The sequence below is a fragment of the Pseudomonas sp. P105 genome (assembly GCF_032614175.1).
Classification (GTDB): Bacteria; Pseudomonadota; Gammaproteobacteria; order Pseudomonadales; family Pseudomonadaceae; genus Aquipseudomonas; species Aquipseudomonas rhizophila.
Genome location: NZ_CP126693.1, coordinates 5842641 through 5862162, shown reverse-complemented (window position 1 = coordinate 5862162; position 19522 = coordinate 5842641). Strand labels below are relative to the sequence as shown.

At 60.2% G+C, this 19522-nt stretch carries 16 protein-coding genes and 1 riboswitch; of the genes, 7 read left to right on the top strand and 9 right to left on the bottom strand.

Annotated elements, in window-relative coordinates:
* Nucleotides 1-44: 44 nt before the first annotated feature.
* Complete coding sequence (locus QOM08_RS26310; protein WP_047226954.1) at nucleotides 45-764, bottom strand: 16S rRNA (uracil(1498)-N(3))-methyltransferase; 720 nt, start codon at nucleotides 762-764, stop codon at nucleotides 45-47.
* A gap of 160 nt (nucleotides 765-924) precedes the next feature.
* Nucleotides 925-2331, bottom strand: coding sequence for an adenosylmethionine--8-amino-7-oxononanoate transaminase (locus tag QOM08_RS26305; protein WP_139048955.1), 1407 nt, complete (start codon nucleotides 2329-2331; stop codon nucleotides 925-927).
* 224 nt (nucleotides 2332-2555) lie between these two features.
* Between QOM08_RS26305 and QOM08_RS26300 the strand changes: the two genes are divergently transcribed.
* The 3 genes from QOM08_RS26300 to QOM08_RS26290 all read left to right on the top strand — a co-directional run bounded on the left by QOM08_RS26300 (nucleotide 2556) and on the right by QOM08_RS26290 (nucleotide 6687).
* Nucleotides 2556-4313, top strand: coding sequence for a flavin monoamine oxidase family protein (locus tag QOM08_RS26300; protein ID WP_139048956.1), 1758 nt, complete (start codon nucleotides 2556-2558; stop codon nucleotides 4311-4313).
* 1193 nt (nucleotides 4314-5506) lie between these two features.
* Complete coding sequence (locus tag QOM08_RS26295) at nucleotides 5507-6058, top strand: cytochrome b (protein ID WP_047226958.1); 552 nt, start codon at nucleotides 5507-5509, stop codon at nucleotides 6056-6058.
* 32 nt (nucleotides 6059-6090) lie between these two features.
* Complete coding sequence (locus QOM08_RS26290; protein WP_047226959.1) at nucleotides 6091-6687, top strand: YceI family protein; 597 nt, start codon at nucleotides 6091-6093, stop codon at nucleotides 6685-6687.
* Nucleotides 6688-6940: 253 nt separating this feature from the next.
* Here QOM08_RS26290 and QOM08_RS26285 read toward each other — a convergent pair whose 3' ends face one another.
* The 5 genes from QOM08_RS26285 to ahcY form a co-directional block, all read right to left on the bottom strand.
* Nucleotides 6941-8806, bottom strand: coding sequence for a DEAD/DEAH box helicase (locus QOM08_RS26285; protein WP_047230429.1), 1866 nt, complete (start codon nucleotides 8804-8806; stop codon nucleotides 6941-6943).
* Nucleotides 8807-9072: 266 nt separating this feature from the next.
* Nucleotides 9073-9849, bottom strand: coding sequence for a substrate-binding periplasmic protein (locus QOM08_RS26280; RefSeq protein WP_410479113.1), 777 nt, complete (start codon nucleotides 9847-9849; stop codon nucleotides 9073-9075).
* A gap of 114 nt (nucleotides 9850-9963) precedes the next feature.
* A protein-coding gene (locus tag QOM08_RS26275) for an IS3 family transposase (protein WP_316911973.1) occupies nucleotides 9964-11186 on the bottom strand; the annotation gives its coding sequence in 2 pieces (ribosomal slippage) (nucleotides 9964-10835 and nucleotides 10835-11186; 1224 coding nt in all).
* Nucleotides 11187-11299: 113 nt separating this feature from the next.
* A complete protein-coding gene (gene metF / locus QOM08_RS26270; RefSeq protein ID WP_047230426.1) occupies nucleotides 11300-12145 on the bottom strand; it encodes a methylenetetrahydrofolate reductase [NAD(P)H] in 846 nt (281 codons plus the stop codon).
* A 180-nt stretch (nucleotides 12146-12325) separates the two neighbouring features.
* Entirely contained in the window at nucleotides 12326-13735 is a 1410-nt protein-coding gene (gene ahcY, locus QOM08_RS26265) for an adenosylhomocysteinase (protein ID WP_076383373.1), read from the bottom strand.
* 23 nt (nucleotides 13736-13758) lie between these two features.
* Nucleotides 13759-13865, bottom strand: a riboswitch (S-adenosyl-L-homocysteine riboswitch).
* A 191-nt stretch (nucleotides 13866-14056) separates the two neighbouring features.
* On the opposite strand from ahcY, the gene QOM08_RS26260 reads away from it, so the two are divergent.
* Together QOM08_RS26260 and QOM08_RS26255 are read left to right on the top strand one after the other, a co-directional pair.
* A complete protein-coding gene (locus tag QOM08_RS26260; RefSeq protein ID WP_188251837.1) occupies nucleotides 14057-14461 on the top strand; it encodes an acyl-CoA thioesterase in 405 nt (134 codons plus the stop codon).
* A 203-nt stretch (nucleotides 14462-14664) separates the two neighbouring features.
* Nucleotides 14665-15546: a formate/nitrite transporter family protein gene (locus QOM08_RS26255; protein ID WP_047230423.1), complete on the top strand. Its 882-nt coding sequence runs from the start codon at nucleotides 14665-14667 to the stop codon at nucleotides 15544-15546.
* On the opposite strand, the gene QOM08_RS26250 is transcribed toward QOM08_RS26255, so the two are convergent.
* Entirely contained in the window at nucleotides 15497-16666 is a 1170-nt protein-coding gene (locus tag QOM08_RS26250) for an MFS transporter (RefSeq protein WP_188251836.1), read from the bottom strand. The genes QOM08_RS26255 and QOM08_RS26250 overlap by 50 nt on opposite strands.
* 196 nt (nucleotides 16667-16862) lie before the next feature.
* On the opposite strand from QOM08_RS26250, the gene QOM08_RS26245 reads away from it, so the two are divergent.
* A complete protein-coding gene (locus QOM08_RS26245) occupies nucleotides 16863-17696 on the top strand; it encodes an EamA family transporter (RefSeq protein ID WP_188251835.1) in 834 nt (277 codons plus the stop codon).
* Between the two features lie 51 nt (nucleotides 17697-17747).
* A complete protein-coding gene (locus QOM08_RS26240; protein ID WP_047230420.1) occupies nucleotides 17748-18131 on the top strand; it encodes an MAPEG family protein in 384 nt (127 codons plus the stop codon).
* A 153-nt stretch (nucleotides 18132-18284) separates the two neighbouring features.
* Here the strand turns inward: QOM08_RS26240 and QOM08_RS26235 are convergent, their stop codons facing one another.
* A complete protein-coding gene (locus QOM08_RS26235; protein WP_076383375.1) occupies nucleotides 18285-19469 on the bottom strand; it encodes a murein transglycosylase A in 1185 nt (394 codons plus the stop codon).
* Nucleotides 19470-19522 lie beyond the last annotated feature (53 nt).

Here is a 19522-nt window from a genome sequence, read left to right as displayed (position 1 = left end):
CTATCGCGAGCAGGCTCGCTCCCACACGGCTTCTTCATTCGACTTTAGAAATCCCCCCACAGCTGCTGTGCCACGGCCAGTGCCACCACCGGTGCGGTTTCAGTGCGCAGCACGCGCGGGCCGAGGCGGGCGGCGTGGTAGCCGGCGGTCCCGGCTTGTGCCACTTCGGCATCCGACAAACCGCCTTCGGGGCCGATCAGGAAGGCCAGGCTCGACGGTCTGGCATGGCTGACCAGCGGCTCGGCCACCGGGTGCAGCACCAGTTTCAGTTCGGCGTCGGTTTGCTTCAGCCAGTCGGCCAGTAGCAGCGGCGGGTGGATCACCGGCACGGTGGAGCGCCCGCACTGCTCGCAAGCGCTGATCGCCACCTGGCGCCAGTGCAGCAGGCGTTTGTCGGCGCGTTCGTCCTTGAGGCGCACTTCGCAGCGCTCGCTGAAAATCGGCGTGATCTCGTTGACGCCCAGTTCGGTAGCTTTCTGGATCGCCCAGTCCATGCGCTCGCCCCGGGACAGGCCCTGGCCGAGGTGGATGCGCAAGGGCGATTCAACCTGCCCGGCGAATTGTTCGTTCAACTGCACAAGCACGCGTTTCTTGCCGACTTCGGCCAGGGTGCCGCGAAACTCCTGGCCAGAGCCGTCGAACACCTGCACCGCATCGCCCTCGGCCATGCGCAGCACCCGACCGATGTAGTGGGCCTGGGCTTCGGGCAGTTCGTGAGCGCCGAGGCTGAGGGGGGCGTCGATGAAGAAGCGGGACAGTCTCATGTTTTTTCTCTACTGAATCTGAATTCGGCATTGCTGGTTGAGCGAGCGCTTTTGTGGCGAGGGAGCTTGCTCCCGCTGGGCTGCGAAGCGGCCCCTTTTTTTTTGCGATTGCTGCGCAATCGAGCGGGAGCAAGCTCCCTCGCCACAGAGAAACGGAACGTCAGCCCGGATCGCGATAGCCCGGATGAAAATCCTTCGGCACCGCCACGCTGACCTTGTCCCGGGTGGCGATGTCGATGCCCTCGCTGGCCACTTCAGCCAGGAAGTCGATTTGCTCGGGGGTGATGACATACGGCGGCAGGAAATACACCACGCTGCCCAGCGGCCGCAGCAATGCGCCGCGCTCCAGAGCATGCTGGAACACCGTCAGACCGCGACGTTCCTGCCATGGGTAAGCGGTCTTGCTCGCCTTGTCCTTGACCATCTCGATGGCCAGGACCATGCCGGTCTGGCGCACTTCGGCCACATTCGGGTGATCGGTCAGGTGCGCGGTGGCGCTTGCCATGCGTTGGGCCAGGGCCTTGTTGTTTTCGATGACGTTGTCTTCTTCGAAGATATCCAGCGTCGCCAGGGCCGCCGCGCAGGCCAACGGGTTGCCCGTGTAGCTGTGGGAATGCAGGAAGGCGCGCAGGGTCGGGTAGTCGTCGTAGAACGCGCTGTAGACCTCATCGGTCGTCACGCACGCCGCCAGCGGCAGGTAGCCGCCGGTCAGGGCCTTGGATAGGCAGAGGAAGTCCGGGGTGATACCGGCCTGTTCACAGGCGAACATCGTGCCGGTGCGGCCGAAGCCGACGGCGATTTCGTCATGGATCAGGTGCACGCCATAGCGGTCGCAAGCCTCGCGCAGCAGCTTCAGGTACACCGGGTGATACATGCGCATGCCACCGGCACCCTGGATCAGCGGCTCGACGATTACGGCGGCCACGGTGTCGTGGTGTTCGGCCAAGGTCTGTTCCATGGCCGCGAACAGATTGCGCGAATGCTCTTCCCAGCTCATGCCTTCAGGGCGGAGGTAGCAATCGGGGCTCGGCACTTTGATCGTGTCCAGCAGCAATGCCTTGTAGGTTTCGGTGAACAGCGGCACGTCGCCCACCGACATCGCTGCGATGGTTTCGCCGTGGTAGCTGTTGCTCAGGGTGACGAAGCGCTTCTTGGCCGGCTGGCCACGATTGATCCAGTAGTGAAAGCTCATCTTCATCGCCACTTCGATGCAGGACGAGCCGTTATCGGCGTAGAAACACCGGGTCAGGCCTTCAGGTGTCATCTTCACCAGGCGCTCGGACAGTTCGATCACCGGCTGGTGACTGAAGCCGGCGAGGATCACATGCTCCAGTTGATCGACCTGGTCCTTGATGCGCTGGTTGATCCGCGGGTTGGCATGGCCGAACACGTTGACCCACCAGGAACTGACGGCATCGAGGTAGCGCTTGCCTTCGAAGTCTTCCAGCCACACGCCTTCACCGCGCTTGATCGGGATCAGCGGCAGCTTTTCGTGGTCTTTCATCTGGGTGCAGGGATGCCATAGCACCGCGAGGTCGCGTTGCATCCACTGGTTATTCAGGCCCATATACAGTCTCCTCGAGGCGGCTCGCGGCGGGCGCGGGCAAAACAATCGGGCAAGCCTATGCAATGGCAGCCCCGGGGACAACCCATTGTGTCATTCCTGCTACCTTGAGTAAGGCGATAGACGCCGCTGGCGGCGCTGGGGTGGCTGACGTATTCTTCGCCGTTCTCTGAGCCGTCTGGCTCGAAAAACTGATCGTTCCTGCGTTTTATTCCGGAGTTCGCTGAATGTCTGCTGGTTGGCTGCGCGCCTGTGCGCTGGTGGTGATAGGGCTGTTCAGCGTGTGTGCGCTGGCCAAGGACAAGCAACCGACGGTGATCGTCATCGGCGGCGGCCTGGCGGGGCTCACGGCGGCCTACGAGCTGCAGAACAAAGGCTGGCAGGTAACCCTGCTGGAAGCCAAGCCTAGCCTGGGCGGTCGTTCGGGCATGGCCACCAGTGAATGGATCGGCAACGAAAAAACTCAGCCGGTACTGAACAAGTACATCTCGACCTTCAAGCTGAGCACCACACCGGCCCCGGAGTTCGTGCGCACCCCCAGCTATTTGATCGACGGCACCTACCTCACCGCCGCTGACCTGGCGACCAAGCAACCGGCCACGGCTGAGGCCCTCAAACGTTACGAAACCACCCTGGACGACCTGGCCCGTTCCATTGAAGACCCACAGAACCCGTCGGCCAACAACACGTTGCACGCACTGGACCAGATCAGTGTCTCCAACTGGCTCGACCGTCTGCAATTGCCGACCACCGCGCGGCAGTTGGTGAACCAGCAGATCCGCACCCGCTATGACGAGCCGTCGCGACTGTCGTTGCTGTATTTTGCCCAGCAAACCCGGGTCTACCGTGGTGTGTCCGACCGTGACCTGCGCGCCGCGCGCCTGCTGGGTGGCAGCCCTGTGTTGGCCCAGGCTTTCGTCAAGCAACTGAAAACCATCAAGACCAGCTCGCCCGTCTCGGCCATCTCCCAGGACAAGGACGGCGTTACCGTCAAGGTTGGCAGCGTCGGCTATCAAGCTGACTACGTAGTGCTGGCGGTGCCGTTGCGAGCCCTGAACAAAATCCAGCTGACCCCGGCCCTGGACGCCCGGCATCAGGGCGCGATCAAGGGCACCAACTACGGCTGGCGCGACCAGATCATGCTCAAGTTCAAGACCCCGGTCTGGGACAGCAAGGCGCGCATGTCGGGTGAGATCTACAGCAACACCGGTCTGGGCATGATGTGGATCGAGCCGGCCATGAAGGGCGGCGCCAATGTGGTCATCAATCTGTCCGGCGACAACGCCCGGGTGATGCAGGCCTTTGGTGACAAGCAGATGGCCGATCAGGTGCTGATTCGCTTGCACGCGTTTTATCCGCAGGCCCGGGGTGCTTTCACCGGTTATGAAATTCGCCGCTACAGCACCGACCCGTCCATGGGCGGCGCGTACCTGGCCTTCGGACCGGGCCAGATCAGCAAGTACTGGCGCCTGTGGGAAATGCCGTTGCAGCGCGTAGCCTTTGCCGGCGAACACACCGATACCTTGTATCCGGGCACCCTGGAGGGCGCGTTGCGTAGCGGTCAGCGGGCAGCCAGCCAGGTTGAAGACCTGGCGGCGGGCAAATCGTTTGAACCGGCCAAGGTCGTGCCGGTGGCAGCGACAGCAGCTGCCGGTGCGGTGGCGGCGAAGAAGGGTAATTTTTTCACCAACCTGTTTGGTGGCTCGGATGACGACAAGAAGCCGGAGCCGGTCAAGGCTCCGGAGCCGGTAGCGCCTGCTCCAGTGCCGGCACCCGCCCCAGCGCCTGCACCGGTGGCACCACCCGCGCCAGCCCCGGCGAAAGTTGAGCCCGCCAAGAAAGCAACCACCAAACCAGCGGTGAAAAAACCAGCCGCCAAGACCCCGGCCAAAAAAGCCCCGGCCAAGGCTCCGGTGAAAAAGGCCCCGCCGGCGAAGAAGCCGGCAGTCAAACCGACGACGACTACTGAAACCAAGGCTCAGTAACGATCAGGTGGAAAGAACGCGGCTCAAGGACGTAATGCTGTTCACTTAAGGCAATCAACAAACCCGTGGCGAGGGAGCTTGCTCCCGCTGGGCCGCTAAGCGGCCCCAAAACCTGCCGAATGCGGAGCATCAGACGCACCGCACCCGCCGGTTCACGACTGCTTCGTAGCCGAGTGGGAAAGCTCCCTCGCCGCAGGTCCATCATTTTTCTTAAATGAATTGCGTTAGGGCACGCCTTGGCGATATATCAGAAACTTCCCACCCTTTAACCAGAAGCAGGCGATAGAGCGGACCAAGCCATAAGTCTAGGCTCCTCGAAAAACTGGAGCGCGTATGAAAATACTGATGGCGATGGTCGTATTGGTTTCGATGTATGGATGTGTGTATGGCGAATGCCGGGATCCTTTGAAGATTCCGATGATCCCAAAAAGAGATCCGCAATTAGCATACAAATGCTCCATCGATCCATATAAACCTGAATGCTCGGTGAACTAATAATTCAAAGCTTTAGGTTCGAGCGGCTGTACTGATGGCCGTATGATACTTAAAAAGCACGACCCTCAATTGACGTACAGATGCGATATAGATCCTTATAGACCTGAATGCACCACTCCTGACGACGAATTGTAGAGGTTCACGCATTCTCCTTGGATACAACGTGACGCTGTGAGGTTGTTTATCACCAGCGGTCCAGATAATTGCCTCGCGGTCCTTGATTACCAAGTTTCCATCGGCCTGCAATATCAATCGGAGCCGCCATTACTGGATTTTAGGTGTTGCCCCGGGGACATCGTTTGATTAGGGGGTAACTGCGGCGAGCCGCTCGCTTTAAAGTGGGTATAACGAACAGTCATTTTGTTCACCTTGTTCAATGAGTTGTGGTGCGCCCATTTGATCAAGGGTGAAAGTGAAAATAGCGATAGATATATATTGAATGGAACAAATAGTTGGACGGCGGTGACGGCTCCGGTGCGATCCCCTGTGGGAGCGAACCTGCTCGTGATGAGGTCCATACAGGCCCCAAAGGCTGCCTGATCGCCTCGCCATCACCCACCGTTTCCCCTTTAATCTTTCCTTAACCCACCCCCTCCAGACTGATGATCGTATTTCTCGATATTTCAAAGCAAAAATTTCCGCTTTAAATCGATAGATAACTCGCTAGTCTTGGTCGCAGTTTTCACAGGATATGAGCAATGCAGCTACGCAACTCTTCTTCTCGCTATGGCTGGGTCAGCATCGTTTTGCACTGGGGCATTGCACTGGTGGTGTACGGGCTGTTCGCGCTGGGGCTGTGGATGGTCGGCTTGGATTACTACAGCACTTGGCGTAAAGACGCGCCGGACCTGCACAAGAGCATTGGCTTGGTGCTGCTGGCGGTCATGTTGCTGCGGGTGATCTGGCGGGTTGTCAGTCCGCCACCACCGACCTTGTCAACCTATGGCCGCCTGACCCGCGTCGGCGCCAAGCTTGGCCATAGCGCACTGTATCTCGGGTTGTTCGCCGTGATGATTGCCGGTTACCTGATTTCCACCGCAGACGGTGTCGGGATTCCGGTGTTTGGTCTGTTTGAAGTACCCGCGCTGGTGTCCGGACTGCCCGATCAGGCAGACGTTGCCGGCCAGATTCACTTCTACCTGGCATGGGCGCTGGTAATTTTCTCCGGCCTCCATGCGTTGGCAGCATTGAAACACCACTTTATCGATCGTGACGCGACCCTCAAGCGCATGCTGGGACGCCAAGCCTGATGTTCAACCTCGACTCCAAAGGAATAGAAAGCATGTTGAAAAAAACGCTCGCCGCCCTGGCAATCGGTTCTGCCCTGCTGTCGGCCGGTCAGGCCATGGCTGCCGACTACGTGGTCGACAAGGAAGGCCAACACGCCTTCGTCGACTTCAAGATCAGCCACCTGGGCTATAGCTACATCACCGGTACCTTCAAGGACATCGACGGCAAGTTCAGCTTCGACGCCGCCAAGCCTGAAGACAGCAAGATCGAGTTCAACGTGAACACCGCCAGCGTGTTCACCAACCACGCCGAGCGCGACAAGCACATCGCCAGTGCTGACTTCCTGAACGCGAGCAAATTTGCCAAGGCCACCTTCGTGTCCACCAGCGTCAAATCCACCGGCAAGAACGCTGATGGCAAGGAAACCGCCGACGTGGCTGGTGACCTGACCCTGCTGGGCGTGACCAAGCCTGTCGTGGTCAAAGCCACCTTCCTGGGTGAAGGCAAGGACCCGTGGGGCGGCTACCGTGCCGGCTTCGAAGGGACCACCAGCATCAAGCGTTCCGATTTCGGCAAGCAGAAAGACCTGGGCCCAACGTCCGACGTGGTCGAGCTGTACGTTTCGTTTGAAGGTGTCAAAGCGAAATAACATTCGCGCCTGACAAAAAACGCCCCTGATCTTGGATCAGGGGCGTTTTTTATTGCCGCATGGAATCTTGTGAACCGCACATGACCCCTTGTGGGAGCGAGCCTGCTCGCGATTGCGGTGGTTCAGCCAGTACAGAGGTTGACTGACCCATGGCAATCGCGAGCAGGCTCGCTCCCACAAGGTGAAGTTGGCGTCACCTAAAAAAAATGCCCCTGATCGCGAGATCAGGGGCATTTTTACGGCTTGGAGAAACTCAGCGATTGCGGGTCAGCAGTGCCGGCTTCTCGCCCCGTGGACGGCTTGGCAGTTGATCCAGCTGTTCAGGCGTCGGGAATCGATCGATCTTCGACTCCTTGTGCATGATCTTCGGCTGGTTACCACGAGGGGCTTGCACGGCAGGTTCCTGACGAGGCTGCTCGTCACGTGCCGGGCGGCGAGGGCGGGAGTCTTCGCGGCGGGCCTGGCCGTCACGAGGTGCGCCGTTGCGCGGGCCGCTGCGCTTGGCCGGCGGGGTGCCGGTGGACGAGCCGTTGCTGTTGCGCGGGCCGTTCTGACGCCCCTGGGATTGGCCACGAGGAGCACCTGCGCCCGCCGCGCCCTGTGCCGGTGCGCCAGGACGACGTCCGCGACCCTGGGCGGGTTTCTGCTGCGGCACGTAATCGACGCGGTTGCCGAAGTTATCGATATCGTCGTCCAGGAACTCGTCCGGTGCGCGATCGGCAGCGGCACGTGGTGCCGGGCGCTGCTGTTCACGGGCCGGGGTACCTTCGCGAGGCTTGTGCTCGCGAGCCGGGCGTTCGCCGCGACTGGTGCTGGCCGATTTTTCCTTGCCCTTGTCCTTGCCTTTGTCTTTACGGCCGCCGCCACCACCGCCGCCGCCATTTGGACCGTCACCGCGAGGGCCACGGGCATTGCGTGGGTTGCGCACGTCCGGACGTTCACGCACTTCAGGCTTCTCGGCCTCGATGGTGCTGGCATCGAAGCCCATCAGGTCGCCATCGGCGATTTTCTGCTTGGTCATGCGCTCGATGCTTTTGAGCAGTTTCTCTTCGTCCGGCGCGACCAGCGAGATCGCTTCGCCCGAACGGCCGGCCCGGCCAGTACGGCCGATACGGTGTACGTAGTCTTCATCGACGTTCGGCAACTCGAAGTTGACCACGTGGGGCAACTGGTCGATGTCCAGACCGCGAGCGGCGATGTCGGTGGCAACCAGAATGCGCACTTCGCCGGCCTTGAAGTCGGCCAGGGCCTTGGTGCGGGCGTTCTGGCTCTTGTTACCGTGGATCGCCACGGCCGGCAGGCCATGCTTGTCCAGGTACTCGGCCAGACGGTTGGCGCCGTGCTTGGTGCGGGTGAACACCAGGACCTGTTCCCAGGCGCCGGCGGTAATCAGGTGCGCCAACAGGGCACGCTTGTGGCTGGCCGCCAGGCGGAACACACGTTGTTCGATGCGCTCGACCGTGGTGTTTGGCGGTGTGACTTCAATGCGTTCCGGGTTGTGCAGCAGCTTGCCGGCCAGGTCGGTGATGTCCTTGGAGAACGTCGCCGAGAACAGCAGGTTCTGACGCTTGGCGGGCAGGCGGGCCAGCACTTTCTTCACGTCATGGACAAAGCCCATGTCGAGCATGCGGTCGGCTTCGTCCAGCACGAGGATTTCCACGTGGGACAGATCGACGCTGCCCTGGCCGGCCAGGTCGAGCAAACGACCCGGACAGGCCACCAGCACGTCGACGCCACGGGCCATGGCCTGGACCTGAGGGTTCATGCCAACGCCGCCGAAAATGCAGGCACTGACGAATTTCAGGTCGCGAGCATAGATCTTGAAGCTCTCGTGTACCTGGGCCGCCAGTTCGCGGGTTGGGGTCAGGACCAGGACGCGCGGTTGGCGCGGGCCGTGACGCTGGGATTTGTCTGGGTGACCGTTGGGGAAAAGCCGCTCCAGGATAGGGAGGGCAAAACCACCGGTTTTACCAGTGCCTGTCTGCGCCGCGACCATCAGATCGCGACCTTGCAACACGGCGGGGATGGCCCGCTGTTGCACCGGGGTAGGCTGGGTGTAGCCGGCAGCCTCGATGGCGCGGACTAAAGCCTCGGAGAGACCGAGGGAAGCAAAGGACATGAGTAATCCTGTTTTAGTGAGGGCCTGGCCCAATGGGATAGTCTTGCCGGGCGCGAATGACGTTCAACAAAAAGACGTCATCCCGTCCGGTCCTGCCGAGTCTGGAAGGCAGGTCCGGACAGGGCTCGCGCGGGCTGGAAGCTGCGCTGTAGCGGTGTCAGGATGCCTTTTGCAAGACCGGGCGTCCGGGCGTGAGCCTGGCGGGAAGGCCGGAGTATAACAGAGCAAACGCCGCGCGCCGCTTTCCTGCTGCTCAACGGTTTATTTCAACGCTGCACCGGGCCGGACGGTTCGGTCCTGGCAGACGGGACGGTGCCATAGCGGGCGATCAGCTCGGCATAGGCCGGTTCGCGCTTGAAGCGCTTGAGTTCGGCGCTGAAGCGCTGCACCAGCAGATCCATCCCGGCGTTGCGCCGCACCGCCAGGTATTGGCTTTGACGGCTCACAACCACGGGGTTTTCGGTGACCTGGTCGCCCAGTTGCATTTGCTTGAGTACGTGCCGACCCACCCGGCGGTCGGTGATGAGCAGGTCAATCCGGCCCAGTTGCAACTTGCCGAAGTTGGCTTCATGGGTGGGTGCCGTCTCACGTTTGAACAGGGTCGACTCACTGAAGGCCTGGCTGTACAGATAGCCGGGCGAGGTGCCCACGGTCAGGCCGCCCAAGTCATCCAGCGTGCGAAAGGGGTGGGGACGGGCGTTGGCGTAGAACATCACGAACTCCACGTCCGAAAGCGGTTCGCTGGGGTAAAGCAGCATGGCGTCGCGTTCGTTGCTGTGGAAAATGTCCAGCGCACCGTCCGCCAGGCCCTGCTCAAGCATCGCCAGGCAACGTTTCCACGGCAGCAATTGCCATTGCACATCAATGCCCAGGCGCTTGAACACAATGGCGGTGGTTTCGTAGTCGAGTCCCAGCACCTGGCCGTTCTCTTCGTAGACATAAGGCGCCCAGGGTTCGGTGACAATGCGCAACTTCTCGGCCCGGGCATCCATGCTCAGGTACAGGAGGACAAAGGTGGTCAGTAACCGGGTGATGAAGGGCATGGCCTGAGGTTACGACGAGAGCTCATCAAATAGCTAGAGCCCTCTGGCCCGCGGTCTGATCGCCTTTCGACATAGGATGTCTAGTCCTGAAATAGGTTTACACCTGTTTCAGTCTCAAAACGCCCGATGCACCGCATCGGGCGTTTTGTATTTCAGGGCCAAATGAGGTCGCTTACGGTTATAGATTTCTATCGATTCCTCAACCATGCGCTTGGCTTGGGCGAGGTCTTTGGGACGGTGTAAAAGAAATTCTGTTTTCAGAATCCCATTCACTCGTTCCGCTAGGGCATTCTGGTAGCAGTCGTAGCCATCCGTCATCGAACACCTGACGCCATGCTTGGCGTGCAGCTTTTGGTAGAGATCAGAGCAGTATTGCGAGCCCCGATCGGAGTGATGTACCAGTGGCTGATTGGTTCTTCGGTGTCGAAGAGCTTTCGTCATCGCCCGGATGACTGACTCGGTATGCAGGCTTTCATGCACATGATGGCCGACTATTTTGCGCGAGAACGCATCAGTGACCAGACTTACGTAAGCGACGCTTTGCTCGGTCGGTAAATAGGTTATATCCGCCACCCACACCTGTTCCGGGCCGGTGGCAGTGACTTGGTCAGGGCCGGGCTTGAGCCGATTCGGATGTCGACGGAAGCGATGATGACTGTCGGTAGTCTTGTGATAAGCGCGTTTGCGTGGGACCAGTTGTCGATGGTCTCGCAGAATATCGAACAATCGATCTCGGCCTACCGTTTGCGTTAGTTCAGGTTCGGCTTGCATTAGCCCATGCAGCTTACGGGTGCCCAACCGAGGCATTTCAAGGCGTGCCTCCAGCACAAATCCCAGCACCTTTTGCGCATGGCTAGTTTGCGCGTCGTAAGCTCGATTGCGCTTGTAATACGCCTGCCGTGAGATGCCCAGAAACTGGCAAGCCCTGGTGACACTCAGGCCTTCGATTTGCCCTTGGCTGAGGACTTGCCGGATCGCTTTTTTACGACAGAAACACCGTAATCGTTTTTCAGCACGTCAACGACAGCTTCAAAAAATTGGGCTTTCTGGTTGGCAAGGGCCAGCTTTTCTTCCAGCTCCTTGATTCGCTGCTCTGGTGTCAGCGGCAAATTTGGCTCGGCCATCGGTCGGTTCCTCTGGGCACGAATGGAGGCGCCTTGGCTCCAGTCCTGCCGCCCATGCTTGCGTAACCATACCAACACAGTCGACCGGCCCTGAATCCCATAACGCCGTTGAGCCTCTTTATAACTCAGTTCGCCCTTTTCAACCTGATCGACAACCGCCAATTTAAAGCCCAGCGTGTAATCACGCTGACTACGCCTTCTTCCTGAATCCATTGGTTCCTCCTGAGGAGAGGTCAGAAGGTGTAAACCTTATTCAGGACGAGACAGGACGAACGAAAAAGCCTTGGTTTTCGCCAAGGCCTTTTACACACAGCCGAACCAAATCATTAACGCGGCAGTTTGAGGTTATTCCATACTGCGAGGCTGGGCTCGGCCTGGTTCAGGGTATAGAAATGCAGCCCCGGTGCCCCGCCCTGTAACAAGCGTTCACACATTTGTGTGATGACTTGCTCTCCGAAGCTTTGGATGCTGGATGTATCGTCGCCGTAGGCTTCCAGCTGCTTGCGGATCCAGCGTGGGATTTCTGCCCCGCAGGCGTCGGAAAAACGCGCGAGTTTGCTGTAGTTGGTGATTGGCATGATCCCCGGCACGACAGGAATGTCGACGCCCATCTTGCGTACGCGGTCGACAAAGTAGAAGTAGCTGTCAGCGTTGAAGAAGTACTGGGTGATCGCGCTGTTGGCGCCGGCGTTGGCCTTGCGTACGAAGTTGAGCAGGTCGTCTTCGAAGTTGCGTGCCTGGGGGTGCATCTCTGGGTAGGCCGCCACTTCGATATGGAAGTGCTCACCGGTTTCTTCACGAATGAATTCAACCAGGTCGTTGGCGTGGCGCAGTTCGCCGCTCGCCATGCCCATACCCGAGGGCAGGTCACCGCGCAGGGCCACGATACGGGTGATGCCGGCAGCCTTGTACTGGCTCAACAGGCTGCGCAGATCGGCTTTGCTGTCACCCACGCAGGACAGGTGCGGGGCGGCGGGGATTTTGACTTCACTTTCGAGCTGCAGCACGGTGTTGATCGTGCGGTCACGGGTCGAACCGCCAGCGCCATAGGTGCAGGAGAAGAAGTCGGGGTTGTAGCTCGCCAACTGACGGGCAGTGGCGATCAGTTTTTCATGCCCAGCATCGGTCTTCGTCGGGAAGAACTCGAAGCTGTAGCGACGGTCTTGGGACATGGTCATATCCTTGGAAACTCGTAGGCCGGTGAGGCTTGCATATCCCTTGTGGAAGCGGACTCATGTGGGAGCGAGCCTGCTCGCGATTGGCATCACCTCGGTCTGACAGTCAGATCAAGGTGTCTGCATCGCGAGCAGGCTCGCTCCCACAGGTCCGCTCCACCAAGGAGGCAGCGCCGATCAGTAGCGGTAAGCGTGCGGCTTGAACGGGCCTTCGACGGTCACGCCGATGTAGTCAGCCTGTTGCTTGGTCAGTTTGGTGACCACGCCGCCGAAACCGCGGACCATTTCCAGGGCCACTTCTTCGTCGAGTTTCTTGGGCAGCACTTCCACGGTCAGGCGCTCGGCTTTCTGGGCTGGCGACAGGTCGGCGTATTTCTGGCCGAACAGGAAAATCTGCGCCAGGACCTGGTTGGCAAACGAGCCGTCCATGATGCGGCTTGGGTGGCCGGTGGCGTTGCCCAGGTTTACCAGACGGCCTTCGGCCAGCAGGATCAGGTAGTCATCGTTCTGTGGGTCGAAGCTGCCGGCGCCGGTGCGATGCACCTTGTGGACCTGTGGCTTCACTTCTTCCCATGCCCAGTTCTTGCGCATGAAAGCGGTGTCGATTTCATTGTCGAAGTGGCCGATGTTGCAGACCACGGCGCGCTTTTTCAGGGCCTTGAGCATGTTCGCGTCGCAGACATTGACGTTACCGGTGGTGGTCACGATCAAGTCGATCTTGCCCAGCAGCGCTTTGTCGATGCTTGCTTCGGTGCCATCGTTGTTACCGTCGATGAATGGCGAAACCAGCTCGAAGCCGTCCATGCAGGCCTGCATGGCGCAGATCGGGTCGACTTCGGACACCTTGACGATCATGCCTTCCTGGCGCAGGGACTGAGCCGAGCCCTTGCCCACGTCACCGTAGCCGATGACCAGCGCCTGCTTGCCCGACAGCAGGTGGTCGGTACCGCGCTTGATGGCGTCGTTGAGGCTGTGACGGCAGCCGTACTTGTTGTCGTTCTTGCTCTTGGTCACCGAGTCGTTGACGTTGATGGCCGGGATCTTCAGTTCGCCCTTGGCCAGCATGTCCAGCAGGCGGTGTACGCCGGTGGTGGTCTCTTCGGTCACGCCGTGGACGTTGTCCAGTACGGCTGGGTATTTCTTGTGCAGCAGTTCGGTCAGGTCGCCGCCGTCGTCAAGAATCATGTTGGTGGCCCATGGCTGGCCATCCTTGAGGATGGTCTGCTCCAGGCACCATTCGTATTCCTCTTCGGTCTCGCCCTTCCAGGCAAATACCGGGATACCGGCAGCGGCAATGGCGGCAGCGGCCTGGTCCTGGGTCGAGAAGATGTTGCAGGACGACCAACGCACTTCCGCACCCAGGGCAACCAGGGTTTCGATCAGCACGGCGGTCTGAATGGTCATGTGGATGCAGCCGAGGATCTTCGCGCCCTTGAGCGGTTGCTCGCCGGCGTATTTGCGACGCAGGCCCATCAGGGCTGGCATTTCGGATTCGGCGATGATGATTTCGCGACGACCCCAGGCAGCCAGGGACATGTCGGCGACTTTGTAATCGGTAAAATCTGCAGGCGTGATAACAGCGCTCATGAAGAGCCTCCATTCGTAATGTATGCGAATGGGCGCCGTTGTGCGTTTAGTGTCCGTGCGGGATGCCCCGTACAAACAACGCCCCATCCGAGCCTGACAGGTCGAACCTGCTGCAGCGCCCCTCGGACAGGTGGCGGGAACGGTCCAAAGCGAGGACCGAGGTAAAGCGGTGGCGATTATAACGGGCTAATCGGATCTTCCAAAGGGTTTCTGTCGGCAAATCAAAATTGCCGATGATCGTTATTGAGGCCACGACATAGAGCCACGCTGCCCGGTCTGCCATGATGCAGGCATCCATCGGCCAGACGCTCAGGAGTGAACATGAATTTCCACACCCGCAAGTGGGTCAAGCCCGAAGACCTCAACCCCAACGGCACGCTGTTTGGCGGCAGTCTGTTGCGCTGGATCGACGAGGAAGCGGCGATCTATGCCATTGTCCAGCTCGGCAACCAGCGTGTGGTTACCAAATACATCTCCGAAATCAACTTCGTCAGCGCTTCGCGCCAGGGCGACATCATCGAGCTGGGCATCACCGCCACCGAATTCGGCCGCACCTCGATCACCCTGACCTGCGAAGTGCGCAACAAGATCACCCGTAAAAGCATCCTGACTGTGGAGAAGATGGTTTTCGTCAATCTTGGGGAGGATGGCCTGCCGGCGCCGCACGGCCGGACCGAGATCAGGTACGTCAAGGATCAGTTTCAGGACGATATTGCCAGTGCATGAGATCGGCGGCGTCGCCAATCGCGAGCAGGCTCGCTCTCACATGGCCTTGCGGTCGATCGCAGCATTGTTGTCTACCACCCATCCCTTGTGGGAGTGAGCCTGCTCGCGACGGCAGTGCTTCAAGCTCCTGGATTTCATCCGCCACTGAACAGCTCCGAAGGCCGCGTGTCGTAGGTACATCACGCCACCGGTTCAGGAGCTCCATGGACACTCGTAAAGACGGCAAGACCCCTGATCTTTCGGCACAGGAAAAGCACGAAGTCGACCGCAATCAGCCACCGCGGGCCGCAGTGCTGCATGAAATTATCCGGACCCAGGGCAATCAGGAACTGGAGCGCAGTGTCGCCGCGCTTTGGTGGTCGGCCCTGGCCGCCGGGTTGACCATGGGCCTGTCGCTGATGGCGATGGGGCTGCTCAATTCCCGCTTGCCCGAGGGTGAAGCCTTCAAGGTGATCGCCAGCTTCGGCTACTGCGCCGGTTTTCTCGCGGTGATTCTTGCCCGCCAGCAGTTGTTCACCGAAAACACCTTGACCGCCGTGCTGCCCATCATGAGCAAACCCACCTTGGGCAACTTCGGCCGTCTGTTCCGCCTGTGGGGTGTGGTGCTGGTGGGCAACCTGTGCGGGACCTTGCTGGTGGCCTATGTGATGCTGCATCTGCCGATTTTCGACCGCCGCACCGATATGGCTTTTCTGGAGATCGGTCGCAAGGTCATGGAAAACGACACCGGCCAGATGTTCGCCAAGGGCATCATTTCAGGCTGGATGATCGCCACCATGGTCTGGATGATCCCGTCCATGGAGAGCGCCAAGATGTGGATCATCATCCTCATCACCTACCTGATGGCGCTTGGGGATTTCACCCACATTGTCGTCGGCTCGGCCGAAGTGTCCTATCTGGTGTTCGCCGGCCAGCTGTCGTGGGAGGACTTCTGGATGGTGTTTGCCGGGCCGACCCTGGCAGGGAACATCATTGGTGGCAGTTTCATCTTTGCGCTGCTGAGTCATGCCCAGGTGCGGAGCGAGACCGGCCAGCCTAGTCGGCCACACCCACCAGGGCGTCCTGACGACGCTGACGATAAATAAAATACAGTGCTGTCAACACGGTCAGCCCGCCCACCAGAGCGCCGGTCCATGGCAGGTCCGCCAGGTCGGCGCCGCTGGTCACCACCAGGCCGCCAATCCAGGCACCCGCCGCGTTGCCAAGGTTGAACGCGCTCTGGTTCAGGGTCGAGCCCAGGTTCGGCGCTTCTTGGGCCTGGTCGATGATCAGCAATTGCAGGATCGGACACAGTGCAAAGGCGAACACACCCCATAGGACCAGGGTAATCGCTGCTGGAACCACCGACCGGCTGGTCTGGCTGAACGCGGCCAGTACCAGCACCACCGCCAGGGCCATGGCTACCAGCGAAGGCAGCAGGCGCCGGTCCGCCAGCCGTCCGCCGAGGAAACTGCCCGCTGTCAGGCCGACACCGAACAGCAGCAGCATGAGCGTGATGCCGTGGGGGCTGACCCCCGTGATGTCCTGCAGGATCGGCGCGATGTAGGTGAACACGCTGAACAGGCTGGTGGAGGCCAGCACGCTCATGCCCAGGGCCAGCAACACGTTGGCCTTGCCCAGCACTCTGAACTCGCTGGCCAGATTGGCCTTCTCCATGGGAATTTCCCGGGGCAGCCAGACCCATTGGGCAAGGGCGGCAATGATCCCGATGACCGATACTGCCCAGAAGGTCGAGCGCCAGCCGGCATATTGGCCCAACGCAGTGCCCAAGGGCACGCCCAGCACATTGGCCAGGGTCAGTCCTGTGAACATCATCGCAATGGCCTGGGCCCGTTTGTTCGGTGCCACCAGTCCGGCCGCGACCACCGAGCCGATCCCGAAGAATGCCCCGTGGCACAGTGCGGTGATGACCCGGGCGGCCATCAGCGTGGCGTAGTTCGGCGCCAGGGCGCAGAGCACGTTGCCGACGATGAACATCAGCGTCATGCCCAGCAGCGTTGCCTTGCGCGGCATGTTGGCGGTGCCGATGGCCAGGATCGGCGCGCCGAACACCACGCCCAGGGCGTACCCGGTAATCAGCAGCCCGGCCTGGGGAATGCTCACGGCCAGGTCACGGGCGACATCGGGCAACAGCCCCATGATGACGAATTCGGTGGTGCCGATGCCAAAAGCGGCGACGGCCAAAGCAAGCAAGGCGAGTGGCATGCGCAAGGTCTCTGTCTGTAGTCTTGACGCTCTGATCAGGCATACGCATGCCGATGCGCCGGTTCGGATGAAACGGGGCAGCAGCAAAATTATTGGAATTGGTTTATGCGCAACTGAGTGCGGCGTGGTCGTTTGCAGTATAAACGGGCGCTGATGGATGGCGAATCAATTCTCTGGACGCAATAAGGAGCGTGCTGTGCTGGCAACGGCCTTGGTATTGGTCGCCGCGCTGTTGCATGCGGCATGGAATACGCTGATCAAGTTCAGTGGCGAGCGTTTGCTGGTGGTGGCGTGCATGGACAGCGTCGCGTTGCTGTTAGTGGTGCTGGCGCTGGGCTTCGTGGCGTTGCCACCGCTGGAGATCTGGCCGTGGATCCTGGCGTCGGCGGCATTCGAGCTGTTGTACCGCTATCTGTTGATTCAGGCGTATCGGGTGGGTGACCTGGGGCTGGTCTATCCGCTGATGCGTGGTCTGTCGCCATTGGTGGTGCTGGCTTTGACGTTGATCTTCGCCGGAGAAGTGCTGACAACCCATCAGATCATCGGCATCTTGCTGATCCCGTTCGGCATGCTGTGCCTGTTGTGGCAGGGCGGTGGTGGCGAACGGTTGCCCTGGTCGATGCTACCGGTGGTGGCGCTGATCGGCCTGTGCATCGGCTGCTACACCTTTATTGACGGCCATGCCCTGCGGCGCTGGCCCCGGCCACTGGATTACCTGGCCTGGGTCACGCTGCTCAGTGCCTGGCCCTTTCCGTTGCTGGCGCTGGTGCGCAAACGACCTGCGTTCATGCTGTTCTGGCGTGAACAGTGGCGGCTGGGGTTGGCGGTCGGGTTTTGCGTATTGTTGAGCTACGCTCTGGTGCTGTGGGCCATGCAACTGGGCTCGATTGCCGAAGCGGCTGCGCTGCGGGAGATCAGCGTGATCCTGGTAGTCTTGTTTGGCATGCGCTACCTGAAAGAACCTTTCGGCCGGCCGCGGCTCTTAGCCTGCGGGCTGGTGCTGATTGGCATGTTGGTGATGAAATTCTGACCAGTGCCTCGATTCTTGTTTTTCTATAACACTCAAAGAAGGAACTGCTTCATGACGGTTGCCCTGTGGTGCATTTTGATTGCCTTTCTCCTGCCTTACCTGTGCATTGCGATCGCCAAGGCCGGTGGAAAGTACCGGTTGAGCGACAACCACGACCCTCGGGATTTTCTGGACTCGCTCGAAGGAGCCCCCCGGCGTGCATACGCCGCGCAACTGAACAGCTTTGAAATCGCCCCGTTTTTCGCCGCTGCCGTGATCGTCGCGCACCTGGCCGGCAATGCCGAGCTTGTGACCATCAACGTGCTGGCGGTGCTGTTTATCACCAGTCGTCTGCTGTACATCATCTGCTATCTGGCGGATTGGGCGATCTTGCGTTCGCTGGTGTGGTTCGTGGGGGTAGGGTTGGTGTTGAGTTTCTTCTTCGTTTCGGTCTGAGCCTGGCGGTTGAGTCCCGTTGTCTGTGCTGGCCCCATCGCGAGCAGGCTCGCTCCCACAGTTGATCTCCAGTGGACACATGTTTTGTGTACGACTAGATCCAATGTGGGAGCGAGCCTGCTCGCGATGGGGCCGGTACAGTCAGCCCGCTTCTCAGGGATTGGCGGTGACCGTATTGGCAACCTGCGGCACCTGCGGCAATGCCATGCCCTTGGGCCACAGCATCCAGATCTGCCCCTGTTGTTTCATATCCCCGGCCAGGTTTCCTGCTGCTTCGCCAGTACCCCAGAACAGATCCGCCCGTACTTCGCCGGCAATTGCGCCGCCAGTGTCCTGGGCCGCGACCGGGCGGTTCAATGCACTGCCGTCAGGGCGGGTGGTGGACAACCACAACAGGCTTCCCAGAGGAATCACCTTGCGATCCACCGCCACGCTGTAGCCGGCGGTCAACGGCACATTCAGTGAGCCCCGTGGCCCTTCGTTGCTGTCGGGGTTGCGGTTGAAAAACACGTAGCTGGGGTTGCTGCCCAGTAATTCGGGAATCCGGTTCGGGTTGGCTTTTGCCCAGGCACTGATGGTGCCCATGGTCACCTCTTCTTTCTTCAGTTCGCCCTGTTCGACCAGCCAGCGCCCGATGGGCCGGTAGGGGTGGCCGTTCTGGTCGGCATAGCCGATGCGCAACTGGCGGCCGTCATCGAGTCGAATGCGGCCCGAGCCCTGGATTTGCAGGAATTGCAGGTTCATCGGGTCTGTCAGCCAGGCGATCACCGGAGCCTTCACCCCGTTGGTTTCGATGGTGGCCGCGTCGTCGTAGGGCTTGAGCACTCGGCCTTCGAGGCGACCGCGCAGGCGCTTGCCCTTGAGCTCGGGGTAAATACTGTCCAGCGACACGATGATCATGTCCTCCGGAACCCCGTACACCGGGATGTTGGCGCTGGCAGTCTGGGTGAGGCTGCCGGGGTAGACCGGTTCGTAGTAACCAGTAATCAGACCGTTGGGGCTGTTGTCACCCGAGCGCAGGCCGTAGACATCCAGGTTCTGCTTCAGAAAGCTGCGCACATCTACAGCGGTCAGCGGCACATTGGCCGCCGCCGCGCAGGTGGCACCCCACACCGCGTCGGCCTTGAGCCGGTTGCAGGCGCTGCGCCAGGAGCCAAAGCCCGCCAGCAGGTCCTCGTCGGACACCGATGGCAAGGCTTCCCACGGGGCGCTGACATAAGTAGCGACGGCGTGAGTCTGGGGCTCTTCGGCTTTGTCGCCGCGATTGCAACCGGCCAACAGCGCGATAAGCGGTAGGGTCAGCGCCAGGCCTTTGTGCCAGGTCTTGAAACTGTGCATGAGATTTCCTTGCCGGTCGTACGGACGCTCCAGGCGTCCAGACAACCCGTATT

Coding starts and splice junctions, on each gene's coding strand:
- QOM08_RS26310 (WP_047226954.1), bottom strand. CDS start 764: ATGAGACTGTCCCGCTTCTTCATCGACGCCCCCCTCAGCCTCGGCGCT.
- QOM08_RS26305 (WP_139048955.1), bottom strand. CDS start 2,331: ATGGGCCTGAATAACCAGTGGATGCAACGCGACCTCGCGGTGCTATGG.
- QOM08_RS26300 (WP_139048956.1), top strand. CDS start 2,556: ATGTCTGCTGGTTGGCTGCGCGCCTGTGCGCTGGTGGTGATAGGGCTG.
- QOM08_RS26295 (WP_047226958.1), top strand. CDS start 5,507: ATGCAGCTACGCAACTCTTCTTCTCGCTATGGCTGGGTCAGCATCGTT.
- QOM08_RS26290 (WP_047226959.1), top strand. CDS start 6,091: ATGTTGAAAAAAACGCTCGCCGCCCTGGCAATCGGTTCTGCCCTGCTG.
- QOM08_RS26285 (WP_047230429.1), bottom strand. CDS start 8,806: ATGTCCTTTGCTTCCCTCGGTCTCTCCGAGGCTTTAGTCCGCGCCATC.
- QOM08_RS26280 (WP_410479113.1), bottom strand. CDS start 9,849: ATGCCCTTCATCACCCGGTTACTGACCACCTTTGTCCTCCTGTACCTG.
- metF (WP_047230426.1), bottom strand. CDS start 12,145: ATGTCCCAAGACCGTCGCTACAGCTTCGAGTTCTTCCCGACGAAGACC.
- ahcY (WP_076383373.1), bottom strand. CDS start 13,735: ATGAGCGCTGTTATCACGCCTGCAGATTTTACCGATTACAAAGTCGCC.
- QOM08_RS26260 (WP_188251837.1), top strand. CDS start 14,057: ATGAATTTCCACACCCGCAAGTGGGTCAAGCCCGAAGACCTCAACCCC.
- QOM08_RS26255 (WP_047230423.1), top strand. CDS start 14,665: ATGGACACTCGTAAAGACGGCAAGACCCCTGATCTTTCGGCACAGGAA.
- QOM08_RS26250 (WP_188251836.1), bottom strand. CDS start 16,666: ATGCCACTCGCCTTGCTTGCTTTGGCCGTCGCCGCTTTTGGCATCGGC.
- QOM08_RS26240 (WP_047230420.1), top strand. CDS start 17,748: ATGACGGTTGCCCTGTGGTGCATTTTGATTGCCTTTCTCCTGCCTTAC.
- QOM08_RS26235 (WP_076383375.1), bottom strand. CDS start 19,469: ATGCACAGTTTCAAGACCTGGCACAAAGGCCTGGCGCTGACCCTACCG.